The sequence below is a fragment of the Treponema sp. OMZ 798 genome (assembly GCF_024181385.1).
GTDB lineage: Bacteria > Spirochaetota > Spirochaetia > Treponematales > Treponemataceae > Treponema_B.
Genome location: NZ_CP051305.1, coordinates 2,446,504 through 2,467,396, shown reverse-complemented (window position 1 = coordinate 2,467,396; position 20,893 = coordinate 2,446,504). Strand labels below are relative to the sequence as shown.

Here is a 20,893-nt window from a genome sequence, read left to right as displayed (position 1 = left end):
GACCACTAGACAAAATAGTATTTTTTTATGATAATAATCGTCAAATTTAGATTTTTTAATCTTTTTAACTATATTGTGTGTTTTTTAATCTAAATATTTTATTTTTGGAGGTAAATTTTATGTATAAAAAATCTTAACTTTTTTATTGTTAGGCACTTTAATTTTATTATTTTTTAGTGCTTGTCCTACAGGTTTAAGTCAAAACAAGACTCCCGAGCAAAACAGCGGCGGAAATGATGTAACGATTAAACCGGCGGAAAAGGGTGTAATAAAAGGCTCTCTCAAATATGATGGAAATCCCTTAATTGCAGGTGTTGAGCTGTACAAAGAAGATGGAGAATACTGGAAAAATATTAAATTTACTATTTCGAAAGTTACGGATGGTTCATTTGAATTTAAAAATCTGGAAAAAGGAAAATACCTTATAAAATTTACAGGAACATCAGCTACTCCTAATTCTCTTGGGCCCTTTATACAGTGGTATAACGGCAAAAGCAGCTTTGATGCTAATATTATTAATATTACCGATGAAAAAGGTGCTGATCTGGGGCTTATCACAATTTTAAAAAAATCTGTTCTTAGCGTCCAGATGCCAAAACGCACATTTAGCCCTACTAATCCGAAAGATGTAAAATATACGGTTTCCATCTTAAACGACAAAAAAGAGCTTCTTGCTAAGCAAAGTTTTAACATAGGTAAAAAATCTTCTATGAATCCCACAATGGAATACTTAACTGATCAGGGTTCTTATTATGTCAAGTTTTCTTATGAGGGCATTAATGAAAATAAAACCGAATATTATGACCTTTGGCTTAAAGAAGAAGCAGGACATACGCCTGAAAATCCAGCCTATACAGTAACAATAAAGGAAGAAGAAGCTTGTAAGGTAAATTTAGAGGGCATAAAACTAATTCAACCCTATCATCCCAAGGGATATACAGGGCATTTTGCAACAACATGATGGCTCATCCATGAAAGATATAATTAATGATTATAAAGATATAAGCTTGAGTGATGTTTTTTTAGGGGAAAAGCGTATACTTGAATATAAAACCTATGCTTCAAGTCAATCAACTGAACCTATTATTTTAAGATGTTACTATAAAGACGGCGGAACGGCTGTTTTTTCTAAAGATGAGGCAAGTGTTATAACCTATGAAGGTAACGGAAGTGAAGATGTAACATATACCTTTAAATATCCCCAAGCTAAAATAGTTAATTTTACCATGAAGCACAAGGCAGATAACTCAAGTTTTGAAACACCCTATAAGTTTGAAGATGTTGGAAGATATTATGTAAGTAAAATAGAATTTACAGACCCTAAAGGCCAAATTTTATATACAATAAGAGCCTTTGAAGATAAGAAGACAGTAAATTTTAATGCTTTTATGCCCCTTGGACATAAATTTGCATTTAAGTACCTTGAAGGATATCTCTCTGAAAAAAATGAGCATATCTATCTCAACGAGTTCTGGATGGGCAAACAGATTGGAGATGATTTTGATGATAGCTGTATTATGACTATTGAATCTTCAGAAGCCAACTATGATTTGTGGTATCCTGATGTAAAGATACAATATGCTCCCCCTCCCTATGGAGGCCATTATAATGTATTTTTTTTGAAGAATAAAGAGGACGGAAAACCTGTACGAATTCCTAACGGCAACACAGTTTTAGCTCGTGAATATTTTGTAAACATAAAGCATGAGCCAGAGAAACATGCTACAGTTGCAGCTACATCACCTGAGCTTTGGATGTCTGAAAGGGATAAATTCTCTTTAAATAAAGCGGATGGTCAAAAGATAAGGTTTAACATGGGCGAGGAAACCATCAATATAGCATATCCTGATACAGCTCAGTCCGTGCTTAACTTAAAAGTCAATGACATCTATGGAGACTATTTGGGACACATAGGTACGGTTGAATTATATAAGGATCAAAAAGAGACTCCTTTTTTAAGCCTATCCTTAAATAAGGACTTTTCTTTTAAACATCTACCGCAGGGCTCCTATTATATAAAATTAACACATATCGATACCTATCATGGATATGAATTCTGGTATGATAAAAAACTTGACAAAGAAAATGCCGAAAGGATTGAGCTTAACGGTACTGAGTCAAAAGATTTAATAGTAAATAGACCATATGCCGAACTTAGCATAACGAACGCAGATTTAATGATTCGAGGTTCTAACTATTACTATGATAATGATTTTTTGTTTGCCCGCCTATTTAAAGAAGGTACGGACTTTAATTCCTCCAATTTTAAATATGAGCTAGGAATCCCCTTTGGAGCAAGGCTTGAAAATAATCAATATAGCCCGATAAAGGAGTTATATTTGCATAAAGGAGGCCCCTTCCCAAATTTTGATCCAAACAAACACGGACGGATATTTCCAGGAAAATACTATCTCGGATTCTATGTAGGAGAACGCTTTAAGTACTGGGCTAAACCTTTTAAATGGTTAAAGATGGATGGAGGTCGTGCAAGTCTTACAGATAAGCTTGAAGAGGCTTCTTTAATTGATTTTGGTGTTGATGAAAAAAAAGAATTACCATCAGAAGATATATTTCCCATGGCAAAGCGTAGCCGATATTTTAATATTACAATAAAGGGAGAGAATATCGCACAGATTCCCAATATTGAAAAGGCAAAACTTAGGTTTTATGTTCCAAGCAAACAGAATCCCGATAATGATTTTTTTGTTGAATCAAAGGAAACGCTCAACACTAATGGAACTGCCAAGGAAAAGGTTCATCACCCTGCCTTTGTAATATCAGATAAGTGGCTTTTGGCTATTGAACACAGTGGAAAAATGTACTATTTTAAGGGGACTCAGCAAGCCATTGTAAATTATTTTACAGGAGAACTTACAACCGAAAGGTCTGAAGCTTATGAGTTTAAGCCGAACGATCCTTCAATCAGCGATTATGAAGTAACAATTACAAACTGGAAGATTTTAAAATAATCTTCACCGATAAAAATTAACCGAAGCTCTGTGAAAAGGGCTTCGGTTTTTTATTACATATCCTTAATATCTTTTTCAACCCTATCTATGATGCTCTCCCAAGAATGTTTTTTTATTTCTTCTGCGACAGGGGAATAAAAATCTTTTTGAGATTTAAGTCTTTCCATTTGAAGCATTATTTTTTCGGCAAGGGCTTCGACAAAGGCGGGTTTATCTTCTTCGTAAGCCTTATCCACATCGTAGATTCTTGGAAGTTTTACAAATTCGATAAGGCCGCTTGTGTTGATTTTTTCGCCGAGGAGGTTTATAAGTCCTTCAATTTCTGTCGTAACCGTAAAAAGGCTGCAGGCTAAGGCTTCAACTGCTACTAAGCCCAACGCCTCATAATACGACGGTAAAATAAAAATATCGTTTTGTTTTAAAATTTTACACATACATATTTGGGATGAAGCATTTACTATTTTTAAATTTTCGCTGTAGTCTGCATTTTTTAAAAGAAGTTTTTTTTGTTCTTCGGTTGTATTTCCTATCAGAGTCAATTCCGTATTAGGATATTTTGTTAAAATAAGCGGAAGGGTTTTTGCAAGTTCAAATACTCCCTTTGAATCAGATATCTTTCCTGCATAGCAAAGCCTGAATGTTCCGTCAAAGATATGTCTATCCTTATCGTTAAAAATATCGGGATTAAAGCCTCCGCTCGCCAATTTAATTTTTTCAAGGTTTGCCGAAAAAATAGTTTGCACTTCTGAAATATCCTTAGGGCTCACCGTAAAATATAGATCAAGCTTATCTAAATTGCGTACATACCTTTCTTTTATCCAAGGATTTTTTTTAATCTGTCTTATGTCCGTGCCGTGACTTATGCCTATTATTTTTTTGTCGGGAAATATTTTTTTTACCAAAGAGGTTAAGATAAAAAGATGATGGCTTATAATGGCATCGGGATTAAATTCTTCTTTTATGCGGAGAAGATTTTTTTCAAAAACCGAAATCCATTTTTGATACATCTCATCGCTCATTTCGGAATAAACTGTTGAGGTATAGGGCATTATGTCGCTCATTCCTGCAATCGGAAAAGGGATGTCTGCATTAAAAACGGTTTTTTCTTCTTGCACATAAGCGGATAAAAATTTAACAGGATATTCTTTTACCCTTCCTTGTAAATTTTCCGGCAGGGACTCATTAAAAGTTTTTTCGGCAAAGGGAAGTTGTGTTCCATAAAGAACGGCGTTTTTATGCCCTTTCTTTATCATTCCTTCGACGAGGGTGCTAAAATAAACCCCGCTTCCTGTTTTCATCGGTAATTGTGCAAGGCAGTGAAGTATCTTCAATTTAAATTCTCCTTAATATAAGTGATGTAAACTTTTTCATTTTTTTGATAATTACAATCGTTATTTAAAACAAAAGCCTTTAATTCTTCTTTTTCAGTTTTAAGAAAAAGTTCCAGCATCTCACCCTTAAAAATAATATTTGTTATTTCGGCTGTTTGAAAGCCGGTAGAGTCTTCATCTTCCGGTAAGGATTTAAATACCCTTATTTTTTCGGGCCTGATATATGAGTTTTCTATTTTATTGTTTGCACCGATAAAGTCAAGAGCAAATTCATTTGCAGGTTTATTATAAAGAGCTTCGGCTGTTCCTTCCTGAATAATTTCTCCATTGTTCATCAAAATAATTTTGTCGGCAATTTCAAAGGCTTCGCTTTGATCATGGGTAACAAAGATTGTGGTAATATTAAACTCTTTTTGAATTTGTTTTATCTCTTTACGCATATTGATTCTTAATTTTGCATCCAAATTGCTCAAGGGCTCATCCAATAAAAGAAGTTTGGGTTTTATAATCAAACTGCGCGCAAGGGCGACCCTCTGCTGTTCTCCGCCGGAAAGTTCGCTTATATGTTTTTTTTCATAACCCGATAAGCCCATTGTTTTTATCATCTTCATTCCGGCTTCTATACGCTCACTCTTAGTCATTTTTTTAAATTTTAAACCGTAAATAATATTCGATAAAACATTCATGTGAGGAAAAAGTCCGTAAGATTGAAAGACCGTAGAAACATTTCTATTTTCAGGCAGTTCATTTGTAATTTCTTTACCGTCAAGAATTATTTTTCCGCTGTCTGGTTTTAAAAAGCCTCCTATCGATTTTAGCACCGTACTTTTTCCGCAGCCGGAAGGACCTAAAAGACAGAGGAGTTTTCCTTTTTCAAGATTGAAACTGATATTTTTTACTGCATTTTTTTCTTTATATGTTTTTGTTAAGTTTTTCAATTCAAGATACATAAAGCCTCCGTTTGTTTTAAAAATTATTTTTTCTTTAAAACTAAAAAGTAAATTAAATTTACAATTAAACAAATTATAATTATAAGCAAGGCAATGACGGAACCTATTTCGTAATACCCGCTTTGAATTACATCGAACATAACAAGGGTTAAAACTTTTTGACTCGGATATACCAAAAAAATAATTGAGCCTATTGTTGTCATCGTAGTTGTAAATCCGTTTATAAAAGAAACTCCAAGTGCATTTTTACTTAACGGAATAACTGCATCGGTAATCTCGTTCATTCTTTTACCGCCTAAATCTCTGATCGAATTTAAAGTGTCGATGTTTATTTCTTCCATTGCCGCATTCCCTATCTTTGTAGAAAATGGCAGCTGTTTAAATAGTATATTTAAAACAACTATCGCTGCCGTTCCTGTCAGCATTAATGGTTTTGAATTAAAGGCCAATAAATAACCGAGTCCGAAAAAAGTTCCCGGAATTATATAGGGAAGAGTTGCAACAAAATCTACAGCCTGCATTAACTTTATTTTTCTTATTTGTTTATAATAAGCGATAAGCAAACCGATTATGCTTCCTCCGCCTGCAGCGATAAGACTGTAGACTATGCTCCTTATAACTGTGCTTGTAATATGATCTCTTGTTTCTAAAATATTTGCAAAGGTAAAAATCATTTTCCCTTTTTTCATTTTTGTAAATGCGGATAATATAATGGAAGAATATTGAATGCTTATCCATAATAAAAAGAAAACGGCAATTATGCTTATAAGATAAAAAAGAATTCCCTGCCTTTTTATTTCAATCTCTGACGTGGCCGTACCGTGTGAAGAGATGGAAATATTTTTAAAACTTTTTTGATAAAGAATAAAAATAATAATTGCAGGAATTAAAAGAAGCACATTTATTGCGGAAGCCTTACCTAAGTTGCCTTGAGCTATTACTGCAAAATAGCTTTCGGTTGCAAGCACATTAAAAGAGCCTCCTATGATTGCAGGAGTTCCGAAATCCGACAAACTTCGCAAAAAAGTTAAGAGCATAACCGATTTGATTGCAGGAAAAAGAAAGGGAAGAATTATATCGATAATCAGGCGGTTTGTCTTTGCTCCGAGGTTGCGGGCACTATCCAATTGAGATCTATCCAAATTATTTAAAAACCCGATTAAGATTAAAGCCGCTAAAGAAAAATTACTTAAAGACTGCATCAGCACAATGCCGGTAATTCCGTACGGACTTTTTGAAATACCTAAAAGATAATAAGAAACAAGGCCTCTCCTTCCAAAGAGGTTTATATAACTGAGGGCTGTTACAAAGGGCGGGCTTATCATCGTTACAGCTAAAATTAAAAAAATCAGGCGTTTTATTTTTTTAGGCATCATATAAGAAAACAAGGCTGTGCTTATCCCTGCGATTGCCGTTAAAACCGTCGTATAAAGTCCTACCGATAAGGAATTTTTTAAAAGATGAAGATGATTTTTAAACACATCTTCAAAAAGCTCAAAGCTAAGGTGTCCATTTATAACAAGGCTTTCTTTAAATACATAAAAAAAAGGCAGGGCTATAAATATAAAAATACCTAAAATTAAGCTTAATATGAGGATATAGTCTATAAGGCCGTTATAATTTCTTTTAAGCTGTTGCTGTTTCATTAAATTATCCTATAAGTCTATATTATTTTTAATAAATTTACTAGTATATGATATGGAATAAATTTTAGGTGATTGATACAGGAAACCCGTTTTACTCAGGCTTGACAGATTCTAGGTTTTGACTTAATATAAATATATGCTTGAGCGATTTTTAGCTTACGGGACAGCTATACTCATTTTGTAAATTGCAAGGAGAGAAAAACTATGGCCTTTTATATCTATGAAAATTGGGTAGCATCTGATAAAGCCATAATTCATTATGGAACATGCCAATTTTGTAATCACGGTGAAGGCACCGGCCGTGGAACACTGGGAGATAAAAATGGGCGTTGGTGGGGCCGTTTGTAACCTATGAAGAAGCAAACAAAAAAGCCCATACGCTGAACAGAAAACTGGTTAGGCCTTGCCATCACTGTTGTAAGAAGATATAAGTAAGAATAAGGTTATATCTTAAACTCGTGGAAAATCTAAAAACTGCTTAACCTGACAACAAGGCTGTTGACAATTATGTGATACCGATATTGACATATATTCAGTAAGTTTTTATAATAAAAAACCGTAAAATAAAGAATAAACGCTATGCATCGAGCAAAACTATTTTATAAAAAAATATATTTTTATGATCTATGGATATTTATCCTATTAGGTTTGCAAAATTTACTTATTTATTTTGAACCTATTATGGTTAAACAATTTATAGATAAACTGTTTAATTTGCCGAATATTAAATTATCTGATTATCTCTTTCTCATAATTTTTTCTGTTGTGATTTTATCTTTTGTATATTGTCTATTTCGGTTTTAACTCGTTTACTTGAAAAAATATATTATTTTATATCCGATACGGTATTTTATAAATATCAAACGGAGAAACCTGTCAAAAGTATAAGTTATTCATCGGGAGAAATTATTACACTTTTGAATAATGATATAAATTCTTTTTTCGCATATATAACGCAATTTTATCCTAAGTTAATTGTGGAAATTTTATTTTTAACTTTTGCTTTACGCTATATTAAAATAGAATCTTTAAATATATTTTTATTATGTATAATAGCTTCTTTTACAAATATTATAATAGCCTTGGTTATTTCAAAAAAGAATTCGGTACTTAGTAAAATAAGCAGAGAGAAATTAAAAGAAAAACAGGATTTTATTGTTTATATCCATGAGCGATATTCTTATATTTATGCAAATAAACACAATGAATATATGCAAAAAGAATTCGGTGTGCTTAATAAGGGGTTTTATAGTATTTCCGTGCAAGCTGCAAGAGCCGAACAGTTTGGGAAAAATATTTTAAGACTTATTACCATCCTTACACAAGTAATTGCAGCCTTCTTTTTTGTGATTGAAAACAAATCTGCCGCTCCTTCAATAGGCGGCTTTTTAGCTATTCAATTGATGATTGGCAATATCTTTGCTCCCGTTTCAAATATCTTGAATTCCATTATTCTTATAAGCTCAAAAAGAGCCTCAATACAAAAAATATTTTTATTTTTAAATGGGTATAAAGAAAATACGGCTGAAAACGGCATTTTATTTTCAAAAAGTGAATATGAACTCTATTTTAATAAGCCTGCATTTTATTTAATTGAAGGGGCTAACGGAATAGGTAAATCAAGTTTGCTTAAAAATTTTGCAGGAATTCTAAATATAAAAATAAATACGCAGGAAGAAAGTAAAACGATTCTCCGTAAGGATAATATAAATTTTTCTGTTTCGTATCATAGTCCTGAAGCCTTAATTATTTCAGGAACGGTTTTGGAAAATATTATGCTATCCTCTAATATTGATAAAGATTTAATAATTAATTGTAAAAGTGAAAAAATACAGGATATAGTAAAACAATTGGGAGGCTTTAAAAGAAAATTTGACTGGGCTTCAGAAAATTTGAGTTCCGGTGAAAAATTATTAATTGAGCTATTGCGTATTGAATTTTCTAATAAAGATATTTATCTTATTGATGAAATTTCCGCTCACTTGGATATGAAAAATAAAAAACACCTCATAGATATACTTTTTGATAAGGTTGAAAAAGGCAAAACCGTTTTTTATATCTCTCATAATGAAAGTGAAAAACAATATATCAAAACTAAGAATTGTGTTTCGATTATTTTAACGGATAAAATTTATAATGTATACTAAAAAACTAATCACCGATTTTTATATTAAACCGGTGATTGTTTTTTTTCTTTAGTTTTTAGGTCTTAGCGAAGCAAACTTGTATAAGATTCTTTGCCTGTCTTTTCCGAAGGTGCTTAAATCTTCCTTTATAAGCTTATCTTTCGGCAAGCCCAATGATAGCCCCTTAACACCGGGTTTTACAAGTTGGGCGGAATCTTTTCCATCATATCTTGCAATAATTTCCTGAGCTTCCTTTGTAAGAATAAAGTCTATAAAGGCCTTTGCTATGTCTAGGTTCTGGCGGCCCTTAAAGATAGCGGTTCCTTCCAGTACCCACGGGATTCCGTCATCCGGATATACCACAATCAGGTTTTTATCGTCAGCAAGTTTGAAAGCTTTTTCATCAGCAGGAATAATACCTACGGCAAATTCGCCTTGAGCGGTTTTTTCTTGAGGGTCCTTTCCTCTCTTACCTAAAAAGGGAATATTTGCATTTAATTTTTCAAAATATGCCCAACCATTTTCTTCACCGAAAAGATCGAGTAAGCCCTTTACAGCGCCGTAATTCGTACCCGAAATTGAAGGATCGCTCATAATAACCTCGCCCTTGTATTTTGGATCTGCGAGCTCAGCCCAAGTTTTTGGCATGGGAAGATTTTTTTCGGCTAAGACATCCTTGTTTCCAATAAAACCTACAACCGTGATTCCTTTTGCAATCCAAGCTCCGTCCGGATCCTTATATTTGGCAGGAATATCCTTTGAGTTGGGAGAAACATAGTTTTCTAAAAAGCCCTCTTCCTTTGCTGACATAAAGGCATCAATTCCGCCTCCGAACCAGACATCGTACATAGGTTTGCCCTCGGCCCTTGTTCTTGCCAAAACCTCTCCGCTCGACATCGAAAGAAACTCGACTTTTACCTTTGTTTTTGCAGTAAAGGCATCAAAGAGTTCCTTGTAAGCACTTGTTGTAACCACATTTAAGGTTCTGCCCGAAAAATCTTTTGATTCCTTTTCAGAAAAACCGGCTGCAAATACAAGAGTACTTGCAAGTAATAAAAACAGTGCAGCAAAAATAATCTTTTTCATTTTGCCCTCCATAAAAATAATTACCGATAAGTTACACCAAAAAGCTAAAATAGTCAATATATATAAAAAATAGATATATATATAAATTTTATAATATATCTATTTCAGGGTTCACATTAAAGGCTGTTCTCAGCAGGCCATAGTCTAAGTTACGGCCTATTACTATAACCTTGGATTCGGGCATCTTATTGCAAAGGCTGACTCTATATTGTTTGTTGACTACATCAAATTTAGTCCATTGTCCGCTGATAGGTACATAGCCTTTAGCCCTGAAAACAGTTCCAAAAAAACCGTACATAAGGGCTGCAAGTACTTCCAATAATTCGTTTACACTGTTTATCCTAATATTGTCAAAGCCTGTATTTTCCAAATCGGAACTATGCATCGGTTCAGCCGCTAGTTCTGCTTTATTTTTATTATATAAATTTTCAAAGAAGCTATTCCACCATTCCGGTTTTTGAGTATTATAAGGCTCTGAGGTAATCTTAGCCTGAGGGTTTAGGTCTCTTAAAATTCTAACAATACAGCTGATCTCGTTTTCTGACACAGTTTCAGTTTTTGAAAGAATGATTTGCGAAGCATTTTTTATTTGATCGGTATACAATTCTCTAAACTCTTTTAAATAAGAGTCAACACAATGAACATCCACAATGGTTATAGGCTCCAACAGTCTTATACGTTCATATTCTATCTTAGAAATATTATTCATTACGGCACTTAAAAGTCCAACTCCTGTAGGCTCCACTACCAAATATTCGGGATCGGCCGTATTTGCAATAGTCAAAATTGAAGAAGCAAAATCCGATTTTAGAGAACAACAAATGCAGCCTTCCGTTAATTCCCAAACCTTTAATCTATCCTGTTTTAAGATATTTCCGTCTATTCCTGTGCTGCCGTACTCATTTTCCATAACGGCAAAAGTTTTACCGGTTTTTTCTGAAAGGGTTTGAATAAATGTCGTTTTACCTGCTCCTAAAAAACCAGAAATAACTAAAATTTTCATCTGGCACCTCTAATCTTTTACAGTTTAATTCTGTGTGAAAAAAGGCCGCCTGTCTTGGGCAGCCTTTTAATAAAAACTCAGGAAATGTTTTAGATAATAACTACAGGCTTTATCAAGTCTGCAGGCTTATCTTTCATAAGGTAAAGAGCCTTTTCAACATTTTCAAAGCCTTGGAATTTATGAGTGATTAACCTTGACAGGTCGAGTTTTCCGACAGATACTAGACTGCTAAGCTTTTCCATGCGTAGCCTTCCGCCTGGCATCAAACCTCCGTTAATCTGCTTATGTCCCATACCGACACCCCATTCAATACGGGGAATTTTAACGGATACACCTGAACCGAGATAATTTACGTTCCCTATTTTTCCGCCCGGTTTCATGGCTTTTATAGCTTCTTCAAAGGTATCAACTGTACCTCCGGCAATTATTACCTTGTCCACGCCTTTTCCATGTGTGAGCTCGTGAATTTGTTCATCAATTGGTCCATTTTTATAGCTTATAATATCAGTCGCACCGTAAAATTTTGCCGCTTCGATACAGGCAGGGCGGGTGCCGACTGCATAAATTCTGGATGCACCTCTCAAAGCTGCACCGGCAACCGACATAAGTCCTACAGGGCCTATTCCTATAATGAGTACGGAATCCCCGTATTGTATATCAGCCAGCTCGGCTCCATGGAAACCGGTAGGAACCATATCAGAAAGCATCGGGGCGTGTTCAATTTTAACCCCTTCCGGGATGAGGGCAAGATTTCCGTCGGCATCATTTACATGAAAATATTCACCGAATACCCCATCTTTGAAATTTGAAAACTTCCAGCCTGAAAGCATTCCTCCGGAATGCATTGAATATCCGCCTTGTGCCTCTAACGAGTTCCAATCCGGTGTGATAGCAGGAACCAAGACCTTATCTCCGGGTTTAAAATCTTTTACTAAGGAACCGACTTCGACGATCTCGCCGCAGCCTTCATGTCCCAAAATCATGTTATGTCTCTCGCCTATAGCACCCTCCCATACGGTGTGTACATCAGAAGTACACGGAGCAAGTGCAAGCGGTTTACAAATTGCATCAAGAGGGCCGCAAACAGGGTTTTCTTTTTCAATCCAGCCTGTTTCTCCCATTTTTATCATTGCAAAACCTTTCATAGAGGACTCCTATTAAAATATTTATTTATAGATAATTTATTATCTATAAATAAGGTACAATAAAACCCTGTCTTTGTCAATATATTTATAATTTTTTAACGATAAAAAAGCACCAAAAAAAATTTAAGTGCTTCAGAATTTAATGGAATACATTATCTTTTTTTAGTGTCTATCCGCAACAGCAGCACAAATCCTCCGGTTTGCTTGTATGTTCCAGCAGGTTTACGATTGTGTCTATTACCGGCCAATGTTTTCGGCAAAGGCCATAAGTTTATTTAACTCCTCTTTTGAGTCAGAAGACTTAAAATTATAAAGACACAATTTTGTATAAAGTAACTTAAGCCGGAAAAATACCAGACGGAGTAAATTGATATTTTCTTAGGATGCTTATCCAAATATAAATTTTAATAAATTCATAAATTTTATAATATATCTATTGACTTTTTATTCTTCTTCTATATACTGTACATAAGATTTACCATGCTTAAGCATCATTAAAATAGTATGAAAATAACACTAAAAAATTTGACAAAGCGCTTTGAAGAAGGCAATGATTTTGCCGTAAAAGATGTAAACCTCACAATAGAAGACGGGGAACTTGTTTCTTTTTTAGGTCCCTCAGGCTGCGGAAAAACTACCATATTAAAAATGATAGCAGGCCTTATCGAGCAAACGGAAGGAACTATTTGCTTTGATGATAAAGATATCGGTAAAATTCCCGTTGATAAGCGCAATATCGGCATGGTCTTTCAAAACTATGCGCTTTATCCTCACATGACAGCTTTTGATAACATAGCCTTTCCTTTAAAGATAAAAAAAAGACCCAAGACTGAAATTAAGGAAAGGGTAAACAAGATTGCAAATTTTTTGGAGGTTCAAAATTTATTGACAAAAAAACCGGGAGCCCTTTCAGGCGGGGAGCAGCAGAGGGTTGCAATAGGCCGGGCCTTGATAAAAAATCCTGATGTGCTTTTGATGGATGAACCCTTATCAAATCTCGATAAAAAATTAAGAGTTCAGACCAGAGAAGAAATTAAGCGAATTCAAAAAGAGCTCGGAATAACTACAATCTTTGTCACTCATGACCAAGAAGAAGCTTCCGCTATTTCGGATAAAATTCTTTTGCTAAAAAAAGGAGAGGTTCAGCAATTCGGAAGTCCTAACGAGATATACAGAGAGCCCGTTAATTTATTTGCAGCTAAATTTATCGGAATGATAGAGATAAATATTTTTGAAGCCTGCATAGAAAATAAAATTTTAAAAATAAAAGATCTTGATTGTAATATTCCTATAGGCAGTGAAGTTGAGGATCTAAAGAATATTTTTATTGCAATAAGACCGGAAGATATCCGAATAAATAATGAAAAGCCCGATTTTTATGCCTCCATATCTTTAAAGGAAAATATGGGAAAGGACGAGATTCTAACTTGTTTATGCACCAACAAAGAATTTAAGTTATATGTTTCACCTGAATTAAATTTACATACAGGAAACAAAATCGGTTTGGAATTTTTAAAAAACAAAATTCTTATCTTTAATGAAAACGGGAATAGAATGGCATTGAACTATAGGACTGAATCATGAAAAAAGCTAACTCCGTTTCGGCTTATTTGTATTTGCTTCCGGCCTTACTCATTCTTTCAACCTTCAGCCTATATCCTGCCGTAAAAGTTTTTTTAATGAGCTTTTATACCCGCTATAATTATTTTAAACACATAGCCTATGAATACGGATTTGAAAATTACGCCTCTCTTTTTAATGACCCGCAGTTTATCCTTGCAAGTTTAAATACTTTAAAATTTGTTTCTATTATAGTTCCGTTTTCTTTGGGGCTTTCTATTTTAGTTTCGGTATTTTTGGTTAAAAATACAAAAATAAATTCCCTGATCCGCAATATTTATTTTCTGCCCTTTATTACAAGCACGGTTGCAGTGGCTGTTGTCTTTAGATGGATCTTTCATTCGCGCTTCGGGCTTTTAAACTATCTTTTAAGTTTGTTTGGAATTGATGCAGTAAGTTGGCTGACCGATCCCGATTATTCTATGACGGCTCTTATAATTTTATGTATTTGGAAAACCTTAGGATACAATATTTTAATTATTTTAACGGGCTTGCGTAATATCCCTGAAGAGTATTATGCAGCCGCAAAATTGGATGGAGCTTCAAGTATAAAAATATTTTTTACAATTACCCTGCCTCTGCTTTTTCCGATGATATTCTTTGTTTTTATTACTTCTTTAATAGGTTCCTTTAAAACCTTTTCTGAAGTTTATGCCTTGTTTCATCGCTCTGCAGGCCCTGTCGATTCGTGTTTGACCATTGTATATTATATTTACGATAAACTTGTAAATCAATTTTCTTACGGAGTATCCGCTGCGGCTTCTTTTATTTTATTTCTTTTAATTTTAAGTTTAACGGTTTTAGGTTTTTTTGTAAGCAGACTTATTAACAAGCGTCTCGGATTGGGAGGAAGCAGGGTATGAAAAAAGTTTTATATGCTGCGGCTTTTTCAATTATCATCTTAGGAGCTCTTCTTTCATTAATTCCGTTTATTTGGATGCTTGTTACCTCCTTAAATGATTCCGCTGCCATTTATAAATTGCCTCCTCAATTTATTTTGTCAAAATATCATTGGGAAAATTATAAATTCGTTTTTGAAAAGGTTCCGTTCAGGGCTTATTTTTTTAACAGCCTCTTTGTTTCTTTTATGGTAACTGCGGGAACCTTGATTACCACAATCTTAGCCGCCTTTGCTTTTACCCACGTTAAATTTAAGGGCCGTGACATTCTGTTTGTTCTTATAGTATCTACTATGATGATTCCAAGCGAGGTTTTATTAACATCCAATTTTGTTACTCTTACAAAATTAAAATTGATAAATACCCTTCATGCCTTATATGTCCCTTGGATTGCATCGGCTTTTTCTATTTTTATGCTTAGGCAATATTTTTTAGATATACCTAAAGAGCTTTACTATTCTGCAAAGATAGACGGGTGCAGCGATTTTAAATATTTATGGAAGATTGCCGTGCCTTATTCTAAGCCGGCCCTAATCAGCATAGCTCTTTTAAGAATAATACACAGCTGGAACGAATTTTTGTGGCCGCTTCTAATGATAAATCAGCCGGAAAAAAGAACTCTTCCGGTAGGCCTTACTACATTTATGACAGAAGCAGGGCCTAATTATAATTATTTGATGGCATATTCATCGATGGTGATTGTGCCTGTTATTATTGTATACTTGGTTTTGCAAAAACACTTGATAGAGAGTTTTAGCAAAAATGGTATAAAAGGATAAGGAGATACAGATGAAAAGGTATTTTAATTTTATGGCTGCCGGCTTATTGATTTTATCGATAATGTCTTCAGTGCTTTCTTGTTCAGGCAATGACTCAAAAGCCGAAAGCAAATCGGAATCTATTTCTGCAAGTGCTAATGTCCATGTTCCAAAAGAAAAGCAAACTCTTGAATTTTGGCATGCAATGAACGGTGCAAACGGTGAGATTCTTGAAGCTTTGGTAAAAAAGTTCAATGAAACTCATCAAAACATTGAAGTCAAGCCCGTATTCCAAGGCCACTACAGAGAGCTTTTTGAAAAATTAAACGGAGCGGCTCAGGCCAATTCTCTTCCGGCTCTTTCGATGATCTATTGTAACAGGCTTACCGCCTATGTTCTAAACGATCTTGTCGAAAATTTAAATCCGAGGATTGATGATCCGAAATACGGATTTGACAAAAAAATCTGGAACGATATTCCCGAAGGTTTAAGGGATAACGGAATCTGGAACGGCATACACCACTCTCTTCCCTTTAACAAGGGAGCATACTTAATGTATTACAACGAAGATGTTCTAAAAGAAAAGGGAATAGCAGTTCCTAAAACTTGGGACGAGCTAAAAGCTGCCGCAAAAAAATTGACCGGAGACGGAAAGGTCGGGCTTGTGTTCAATAAGAGTGTCGGTATCGATTTTAGCTTTTGGGTAGAGCAGGCCGGAGGTCATATTTATGATGAAGAAAAGGATGCCGTTTTAATTGACACGCCGGAAGTAAAAGAAGCTTACGAATTTATCCTCTCGATGATAAACGATAAAACCGCTAAGATCGAATTTGAAGAAGGCTATATCACAGGCCCGATGTCGAGGGGGGAGGCCTTTATCGGTTTTGCCTCGTCTTCCAATCTTCCTAAAATGAAAGAAGCTTGCGCTGCTACCGGAGTAAAATGGAAGGTTGCCGAACTTCCGAAAGGAAAGAAAGCTGCCGCCCTCTACTCAGGAACAGACATAACAATGTTTAATACGGTTTCTGAAGAAACAAAACGAGCAGCCTTTGAGTTTATGAAATTTTGGTTTGAAACTGATACTCAGGTTGCATGGGGAAAGAAGAGCGGTTATCTTCCATTAACAAATGCAGCGTTGAATTCAAAAGAATTCCAAGCCTTTTTAGACAATGAAGATCCCAGCAAGAGAATTGCATCAAATATGTTCCCCTATGCTTATCAGGATCCCAAGGGCTTAAACGGCTATGCAATTCATGCAAATATGCAAAAAGCCCTGGAAGAAGTTGTTGCAGGTAAAAAGACTCTTGATCAAGCCTTAAAGGATGCTCAAGAAAATGCAACAAGGGAAAGAGAAGAAGCAAAAAAGAATTTCCAAAAGAAGTAAAAACATGAAAAATATAATATTATTGAGCCATTGCCTTTTAAATCCTCACAGTCAGGTCCGTTCAGAAAGTGAGAGGGAAAGTATGGAAGCCTTATTTTCTTGGCTTATAAAAAATAAGATAGGGATAATTCAAATGGACTGCCCCGAAACGGAGGTTTATGGGCTGAGACGGTGGGGACATGTTCGCGAACAGTTCGATAATATTAATTACAGAAAAGCATGCCGCTCCATGATAAATAAAACATTGGATGAGGTAAGCGAGTACATCAATAACGGCTGCAGACTTTTGGCTGTAGCCGGTATTGATGGAAGCCCCAGCTGCGGCATTAACTTTTCATGCAGCTCGGAAGATTGGGGCGGAGAGATATCATCAATAAAAGATTTTACAAAAATTAAAAATATAAATTACCCCCGGATTCCAGGCATTTATATGGAAGAACTAAAAAAAATCTTTTTTGAAAATTCCATAACAACAAACTTTATTGCCTACAGCAGCAGGGATACCGTAGATGCTCTTATAAAAAATTTAGAGAGCATTTTGGAGAAAGAATAAGTATCTATTAGGTATGGGAGAAGAGTATGCACTACATAGGTATAGATATCGGCTCGACGGCAACCAAGACCGTTATAATGGATGAAGATAAAAAAAACATTCTTTACAAAAACCGTATACCTAGCGGATGGAACAGCAAAGAAACGGGAGAGGCTGTCTTAGATTGGGTTAAGGAAACTCTACAAAATGAAGACTTCAAAATAACCGCTACAGGTTACGGAAGAGTAAGCGTTCCCTTTGCAGACAAAACCTTAACCGAAATTTCCTGCCACGGAAAGGGAGCCCACTTTTTGGCAAAAAAGGATGTAACCGTAATCGACATCGGCGGGCAGGATACAAAGGTCATCGTTGTAAAAGACGGCCTTGTAATTGACTTTATTATGAACGATAAGTGTTCGGCCGGTACCGGTAAATTTTTGGAACTCATGGCAAACAGGCTTGGCTTAAGTTTACAGGAAATAAGCGAGTACGCAGCACAGGGAAACGATTTAAGCCTTTCTTCTGTATGCACCGTCTTTGTCGAGTCCGAGGTAACATCCCTCATGGGAAAGGGCAGTCCCCGCGAGGATATAGCAAGAGGCGTTATAAATCAAATAGTCTCAAAGGTCGTTTCGCTTGCAAACAGAAAACCGCGCTCCGATGTATATTTTTTAACAGGCGGCTTTAGTTCAAACAGTTATGTAATAGAAGAAATTTCAAAAAAACTTGAGGCTCCCGTCTTATCCGACAACTTGGGTGCCTTTGCCGGAGCAATAGGAGCCTGTATATTATCATAGTTAGGCCGGTATTATATTTTTATCTTCATACCTTACCTCAAGCAGTTCCTCATAACTTATACCATTTTTGCTTATCCAGTTTTCAACTTCTTCTTTTTGTACATTTTGAAAAAGGCAGGCAAAACCGCAGCCGGCTTTTAAAAATCCCGGGATAGGAATAAGTTTTGCATTTATAGGGTCAGCCTTTATCATTGAGTCGCATTGAATTGCTGCTGTTGTAGTTGCAAAGGTAATTATATAATTCATTTTAATTTTTTCCTTTCTGAAACAACTTCCAAAAAGGCTTCAAGTCTTGTTGCAAATTGTCCCGCATCTTCTTGCGAATAATCCGATTCTATGTGAATATAGGGAAGTCCTTTTTCTATGATGTGTTTTCCGACCGTATGAGCTTCAAGGTTGAAGGTGTGGCAGGCAACCAAGGTACATTCGATTACTGCATCGGCCTTATAGTGGTCTATAAGATAATCCAAGTCCTTTAGCCTTCCGGGGTTGGGACTCATAACCGAGCAGTTTGTTTTAAGATACTTTTCGGCAATAGCCTCAATCGGATCCCTTGCGGGGTCTTCATCTACGAATTCCATGTGGGTGCGTAAACCCGAACAGCTGTCATAACCGACTATTACGGCTCCCAGTTTTTCAATCTGTGCCAATATTTTTCTTTTACGCCTCCCAAGGGACAGCCCGTAACCAAAATTCTCGGACGCTCATCCTTTGTGCCCTTTAAATTCTTTTCCCAATACTCTTTTAATTCCTCTGTGCGTTTTACTATTTCGGCATTTTTTTGATTTATATCGTATTGAAAACCGAAGGCTTCCTTTACATTAAACTGTTCCAAGCCTGAAACAGGAGAAGGGTCCAAGGCCGAAAGCTCAAAGAAGTTTACAAGGTTTCTCCGCTCCTGATTGCAGTCCTTGATAGCCTTCCTTAAATCATCATCGGTTATAGTTATGTTATAAAATTCTTCGATTCTTTCCTTTAGTTTTTTTACCTCGTCTGCCCAAAAGGGGTAGGCCTTGGGATCGAGGTTGTTTTGAGGCAGATGCATTACATGGGTAGGCTTTATATCGTTTAAAAGCTCGAACATCTTTTTTTTACCGTCGCAGGTGGTTTCTCCAACGATAAAATCCGAAAAATAGAAGAAGGGGCAGGTGTCGGTGACGGCGTGTCCGTAAGAAGCCTTTATAAGGGGGCATAGGTTTTTGGGCAAATCCCTTTCAGCAGCACTTATCGGCTTTTCGCTCGTTGCGCATAAGGAAACGGGCACGGCCCCCGCTGCATACACAAGCTCGGTAGGTACATAGGAGCAATAAAGTCCTATAATCTTGCCTCCGGCATCTTTTAAATTTTTTAAAGCTATAAATTTTTTTTGTTGGGCTTCAGCCAAGCTGTCAAAGCCCTTAGGCAAATCGTTCATAATTATGCTCCAAAATATGTTAAGTGTAAAAGTTTATATTTATTACAATATATTAATATTTATTATAAAAATTTACAAGTGGATGAGTGCATAAATATATAAAATTTTATCGCTATTTTATATTGACAAAATAAGTGAATTGTGTTAAAAGATATATAAATAATTTTTGATATTTATTATTATATATAATAAATTGTTTTTGTAAAGTAAAAAAATAAGTCTTAATTGTTCCATAGACTTTTGGCCTCCGGTAAAACGGAGGCCTTTTTTATAAATTATATTTTATCCGCTAAGTCCTTTTAATTCTCTTCAAAATTATTAAGCTCGTTTCTTACTTTAAAACATTCCGTGCAGTTTAAAAAGTCTTTGATATGGCTTGCATAGTTTATTTTTTTGTTCCATACAAGATAGATATTGCGGTATTGGTGGGGAACATCTCCCAGTTCAAAGGCTATGAGCTTTTTATTTTTTACCATATCGGCAACAGCTATTCTTGATATAAAAGAAGTGCCCAGGCCCTCTGCCGTTAATTGCTTTATGACCTCTGTGTCGTTTATCGAGGCGCTTATATTTATCGAGTTTAAATCTATCTTTTGAGATTTTAAAATAAGCTCCATATTTTGCTTTACGGCAGACCCTGCTTCTCTGATAATAAATGGTTCTTCGGCAATTCGTTTTAAATCGGGATTGGATTTTTTTAGCTTTTGATAATAAGCATTGTTTGCACTTATAAATACAAATTCATCCTTATAAATGGGAAGGAATTCGCAATTTTCATCTTCTACCTTCATTCCGACGATGCCTATATCGACGGTATTTAACGATACTTTTTTTATTGTTTCAAGGCTGTTTTTTTCTTCAACCTTTATATAAATATCGGGATGCTTCTTTTTAAACTCCCTCACTATGGAAGGAAGAAGATAGCCGGCAGGAATTGTCGAGGCTCCGATAGTTATAACCTTTCTTTCAGGATGTATAAATTTTTCTATTATTTTATCTCTTTCAGCGAGAATAGTTTTTGCTTCCCCGTAAAGACTATTCCCTGCATCGGTCAATTTTAGCTCTCGTGTAGAGCGCAAAAAGAGGGGGGTATCAAGCTCTTCTTCAAGCTGCTTTAAGGTAAGGCTGACTGTAGGCTGAGATATGTTCAGCTCGCTTGCAGTGGTAGAAAAACTTAAATTTTCTACCAGTTTGATAAATATTTCAAGTTGTTTAAATTCCATAAAAACTCCT

17 protein-coding genes and 1 pseudogene are annotated in these 20,893 nt (G+C 35.4%); 9 read left to right on the top strand and 9 right to left on the bottom strand.

Features of this window, described 5'->3' with window-relative positions:
* Positions 1-145: 145 nt before the first annotated feature.
* Together E4O07_RS11430 and E4O07_RS11425 are read left to right on the top strand one after the other, a co-directional pair.
* Positions 146-961 (top strand): prealbumin-like fold domain-containing protein, encoded by an 816-nt coding sequence (locus E4O07_RS11430; RefSeq protein WP_253685934.1) that lies wholly within the window; start codon positions 146-148, stop codon positions 959-961.
* A gap of 10 nt (positions 962-971) precedes the next feature.
* The gene (locus tag E4O07_RS11425) at positions 972-2,969 is read left to right on the top strand and encodes a hypothetical protein (protein ID WP_253685932.1); all 1,998 of its coding nucleotides are present in this window, start codon (positions 972-974) and stop codon (positions 2,967-2,969) included.
* Between the two features lie 53 nt (positions 2,970-3,022).
* On the opposite strand, the gene E4O07_RS11420 is transcribed toward E4O07_RS11425, so the two are convergent.
* Genes E4O07_RS11420 through E4O07_RS11410 form a run of 3 tightly spaced genes read right to left on the bottom strand, consistent with a single transcriptional unit; the run spans position 3,023 to position 6,896 of the window.
* Positions 3,023-4,300, bottom strand: coding sequence for a glycosyltransferase family 4 protein (locus E4O07_RS11420; protein ID WP_253685930.1), 1,278 nt, complete (start codon positions 4,298-4,300; stop codon positions 3,023-3,025).
* Positions 4,297-5,250 carry an ABC transporter ATP-binding protein gene (locus tag E4O07_RS11415; protein ID WP_253685928.1) on the bottom strand — a complete coding sequence of 318 codons (954 nt, stop codon included), beginning with the start codon at positions 5,248-5,250 and terminating at the stop codon, positions 4,297-4,299. The genes E4O07_RS11420 and E4O07_RS11415 overlap by 4 nt, the downstream gene beginning before the upstream one ends.
* A 23-nt stretch (positions 5,251-5,273) precedes the next feature.
* Positions 5,274-6,896, bottom strand: coding sequence for an ABC transporter permease (locus E4O07_RS11410; RefSeq protein WP_253685926.1), 1,623 nt, complete (start codon positions 6,894-6,896; stop codon positions 5,274-5,276).
* 785 nt (positions 6,897-7,681) lie between these two features.
* On the opposite strand from E4O07_RS11410, the gene E4O07_RS11405 reads away from it, so the two are divergent.
* Positions 7,682-9,043: an ATP-binding cassette domain-containing protein gene (locus E4O07_RS11405; RefSeq protein WP_371921926.1), complete on the top strand. Its 1,362-nt coding sequence runs from the start codon at positions 7,682-7,684 to the stop codon at positions 9,041-9,043.
* 48 nt (positions 9,044-9,091) lie between these two features.
* Here E4O07_RS11405 and E4O07_RS11400 read toward each other — a convergent pair whose 3' ends face one another.
* From E4O07_RS11400 to E4O07_RS11390, 3 genes are all read right to left on the bottom strand, one after another.
* Positions 9,092-10,108 (bottom strand): ABC transporter substrate-binding protein, encoded by a 1,017-nt coding sequence (locus E4O07_RS11400; protein WP_253685922.1) that lies wholly within the window; start codon positions 10,106-10,108, stop codon positions 9,092-9,094.
* A gap of 88 nt (positions 10,109-10,196) precedes the next feature.
* Complete coding sequence (locus E4O07_RS11395; RefSeq protein ID WP_253685920.1) at positions 10,197-11,111, bottom strand: CobW family GTP-binding protein; 915 nt, start codon at positions 11,109-11,111, stop codon at positions 10,197-10,199.
* Positions 11,112-11,200: 89 nt separating this feature from the next.
* On the bottom strand, positions 11,201-12,256 hold the full coding sequence (locus E4O07_RS11390; protein ID WP_253685918.1) for an NAD(P)-dependent alcohol dehydrogenase: 1,056 nt from the start codon (positions 12,254-12,256) through the stop codon (positions 11,201-11,203).
* 504 nt (positions 12,257-12,760) lie between these two features.
* Between E4O07_RS11390 and E4O07_RS11385 the strand changes: the two genes are divergently transcribed.
* From E4O07_RS11385 to E4O07_RS11360, 6 genes are read left to right on the top strand one after another with little or no spacing between them, the layout of a single operon-like run.
* Positions 12,761-13,840 carry an ABC transporter ATP-binding protein gene (locus tag E4O07_RS11385; protein ID WP_253685916.1) on the top strand — a complete coding sequence of 360 codons (1,080 nt, stop codon included), beginning with the start codon at positions 12,761-12,763 and terminating at the stop codon, positions 13,838-13,840.
* The gene (locus E4O07_RS11380) at positions 13,837-14,739 is read left to right on the top strand and encodes a carbohydrate ABC transporter permease (protein WP_253685914.1); all 903 of its coding nucleotides are present in this window, start codon (positions 13,837-13,839) and stop codon (positions 14,737-14,739) included. The genes E4O07_RS11385 and E4O07_RS11380 overlap by 4 nt, the downstream gene beginning before the upstream one ends.
* Positions 14,736-15,554 (top strand): carbohydrate ABC transporter permease, encoded by an 819-nt coding sequence (locus tag E4O07_RS11375; protein WP_253685912.1) that lies wholly within the window; start codon positions 14,736-14,738, stop codon positions 15,552-15,554. The genes E4O07_RS11380 and E4O07_RS11375 overlap by 4 nt, the downstream gene beginning before the upstream one ends.
* 10 nt (positions 15,555-15,564) lie before the next feature.
* A complete protein-coding gene (locus tag E4O07_RS11370; RefSeq protein WP_253685910.1) occupies positions 15,565-16,917 on the top strand; it encodes an ABC transporter substrate-binding protein in 1,353 nt (450 codons plus the stop codon).
* Between the two features lie 4 nt (positions 16,918-16,921).
* The gene (locus E4O07_RS11365) at positions 16,922-17,470 is read left to right on the top strand and encodes a CD3072 family TudS-related putative desulfidase (RefSeq protein WP_253685908.1); all 549 of its coding nucleotides are present in this window, start codon (positions 16,922-16,924) and stop codon (positions 17,468-17,470) included.
* A 26-nt stretch (positions 17,471-17,496) separates the two neighbouring features.
* Positions 17,497-18,246, top strand: a complete 750-nt coding sequence (locus tag E4O07_RS11360) for an acyl-CoA dehydratase activase (RefSeq protein ID WP_253730561.1) — start codon at positions 17,497-17,499, stop codon at positions 18,244-18,246.
* Here the strand turns inward: E4O07_RS11360 and E4O07_RS11355 are convergent, their stop codons facing one another.
* The 3 genes and pseudogenes from E4O07_RS11355 to E4O07_RS11345 form a co-directional block, all read right to left on the bottom strand.
* On the bottom strand, positions 18,247-18,492 hold the full coding sequence (locus tag E4O07_RS11355) for a putative Se/S carrier protein (protein WP_253685904.1): 246 nt from the start codon (positions 18,490-18,492) through the stop codon (positions 18,247-18,249).
* Positions 18,489-19,660 (bottom strand): annotated as a pseudogene (locus E4O07_RS11350) (double-cubane-cluster-containing anaerobic reductase). The gene E4O07_RS11355 and the pseudogene E4O07_RS11350 overlap by 4 nt, the downstream one beginning before the upstream one ends.
* Before the next feature lie 299 nt (positions 19,661-19,959).
* Entirely contained in the window at positions 19,960-20,883 is a 924-nt protein-coding gene (locus E4O07_RS11345; RefSeq protein ID WP_253685902.1) for a selenium metabolism-associated LysR family transcriptional regulator, read from the bottom strand.
* Positions 20,884-20,893: the final 10 nt, after the last annotated feature.

Coding starts and splice junctions, on each gene's coding strand:
- E4O07_RS11425 (WP_253685932.1), top strand. CDS start 972: ATGAAAGATATAATTAATGATTATAAAGATATAAGCTTGAGTGATGTT.
- E4O07_RS11415 (WP_253685928.1), bottom strand. CDS start 5,250: ATGTATCTTGAATTGAAAAACTTAACAAAAACATATAAAGAAAAAAAT.
- E4O07_RS11410 (WP_253685926.1), bottom strand. CDS start 6,896: ATGAAACAGCAACAGCTTAAAAGAAATTATAACGGCCTTATAGACTAT.
- E4O07_RS11400 (WP_253685922.1), bottom strand. CDS start 10,108: ATGAAAAAGATTATTTTTGCTGCACTGTTTTTATTACTTGCAAGTACT.
- E4O07_RS11395 (WP_253685920.1), bottom strand. CDS start 11,111: ATGAAAATTTTAGTTATTTCTGGTTTTTTAGGAGCAGGTAAAACGACA.
- E4O07_RS11390 (WP_253685918.1), bottom strand. CDS start 12,256: ATGAAAGGTTTTGCAATGATAAAAATGGGAGAAACAGGCTGGATTGAA.
- E4O07_RS11385 (WP_253685916.1), top strand. CDS start 12,761: ATGAAAATAACACTAAAAAATTTGACAAAGCGCTTTGAAGAAGGCAAT.
- E4O07_RS11380 (WP_253685914.1), top strand. CDS start 13,837: ATGAAAAAAGCTAACTCCGTTTCGGCTTATTTGTATTTGCTTCCGGCC.
- E4O07_RS11375 (WP_253685912.1), top strand. CDS start 14,736: ATGAAAAAAGTTTTATATGCTGCGGCTTTTTCAATTATCATCTTAGGA.
- E4O07_RS11370 (WP_253685910.1), top strand. CDS start 15,565: ATGAAAAGGTATTTTAATTTTATGGCTGCCGGCTTATTGATTTTATCG.
- E4O07_RS11365 (WP_253685908.1), top strand. CDS start 16,922: ATGAAAAATATAATATTATTGAGCCATTGCCTTTTAAATCCTCACAGT.
- E4O07_RS11360 (WP_253730561.1), top strand. CDS start 17,497: ATGCACTACATAGGTATAGATATCGGCTCGACGGCAACCAAGACCGTT.
- E4O07_RS11355 (WP_253685904.1), bottom strand. CDS start 18,492: ATGAATTATATAATTACCTTTGCAACTACAACAGCAGCAATTCAATGC.
- E4O07_RS11345 (WP_253685902.1), bottom strand. CDS start 20,883: ATGGAATTTAAACAACTTGAAATATTTATCAAACTGGTAGAAAATTTA.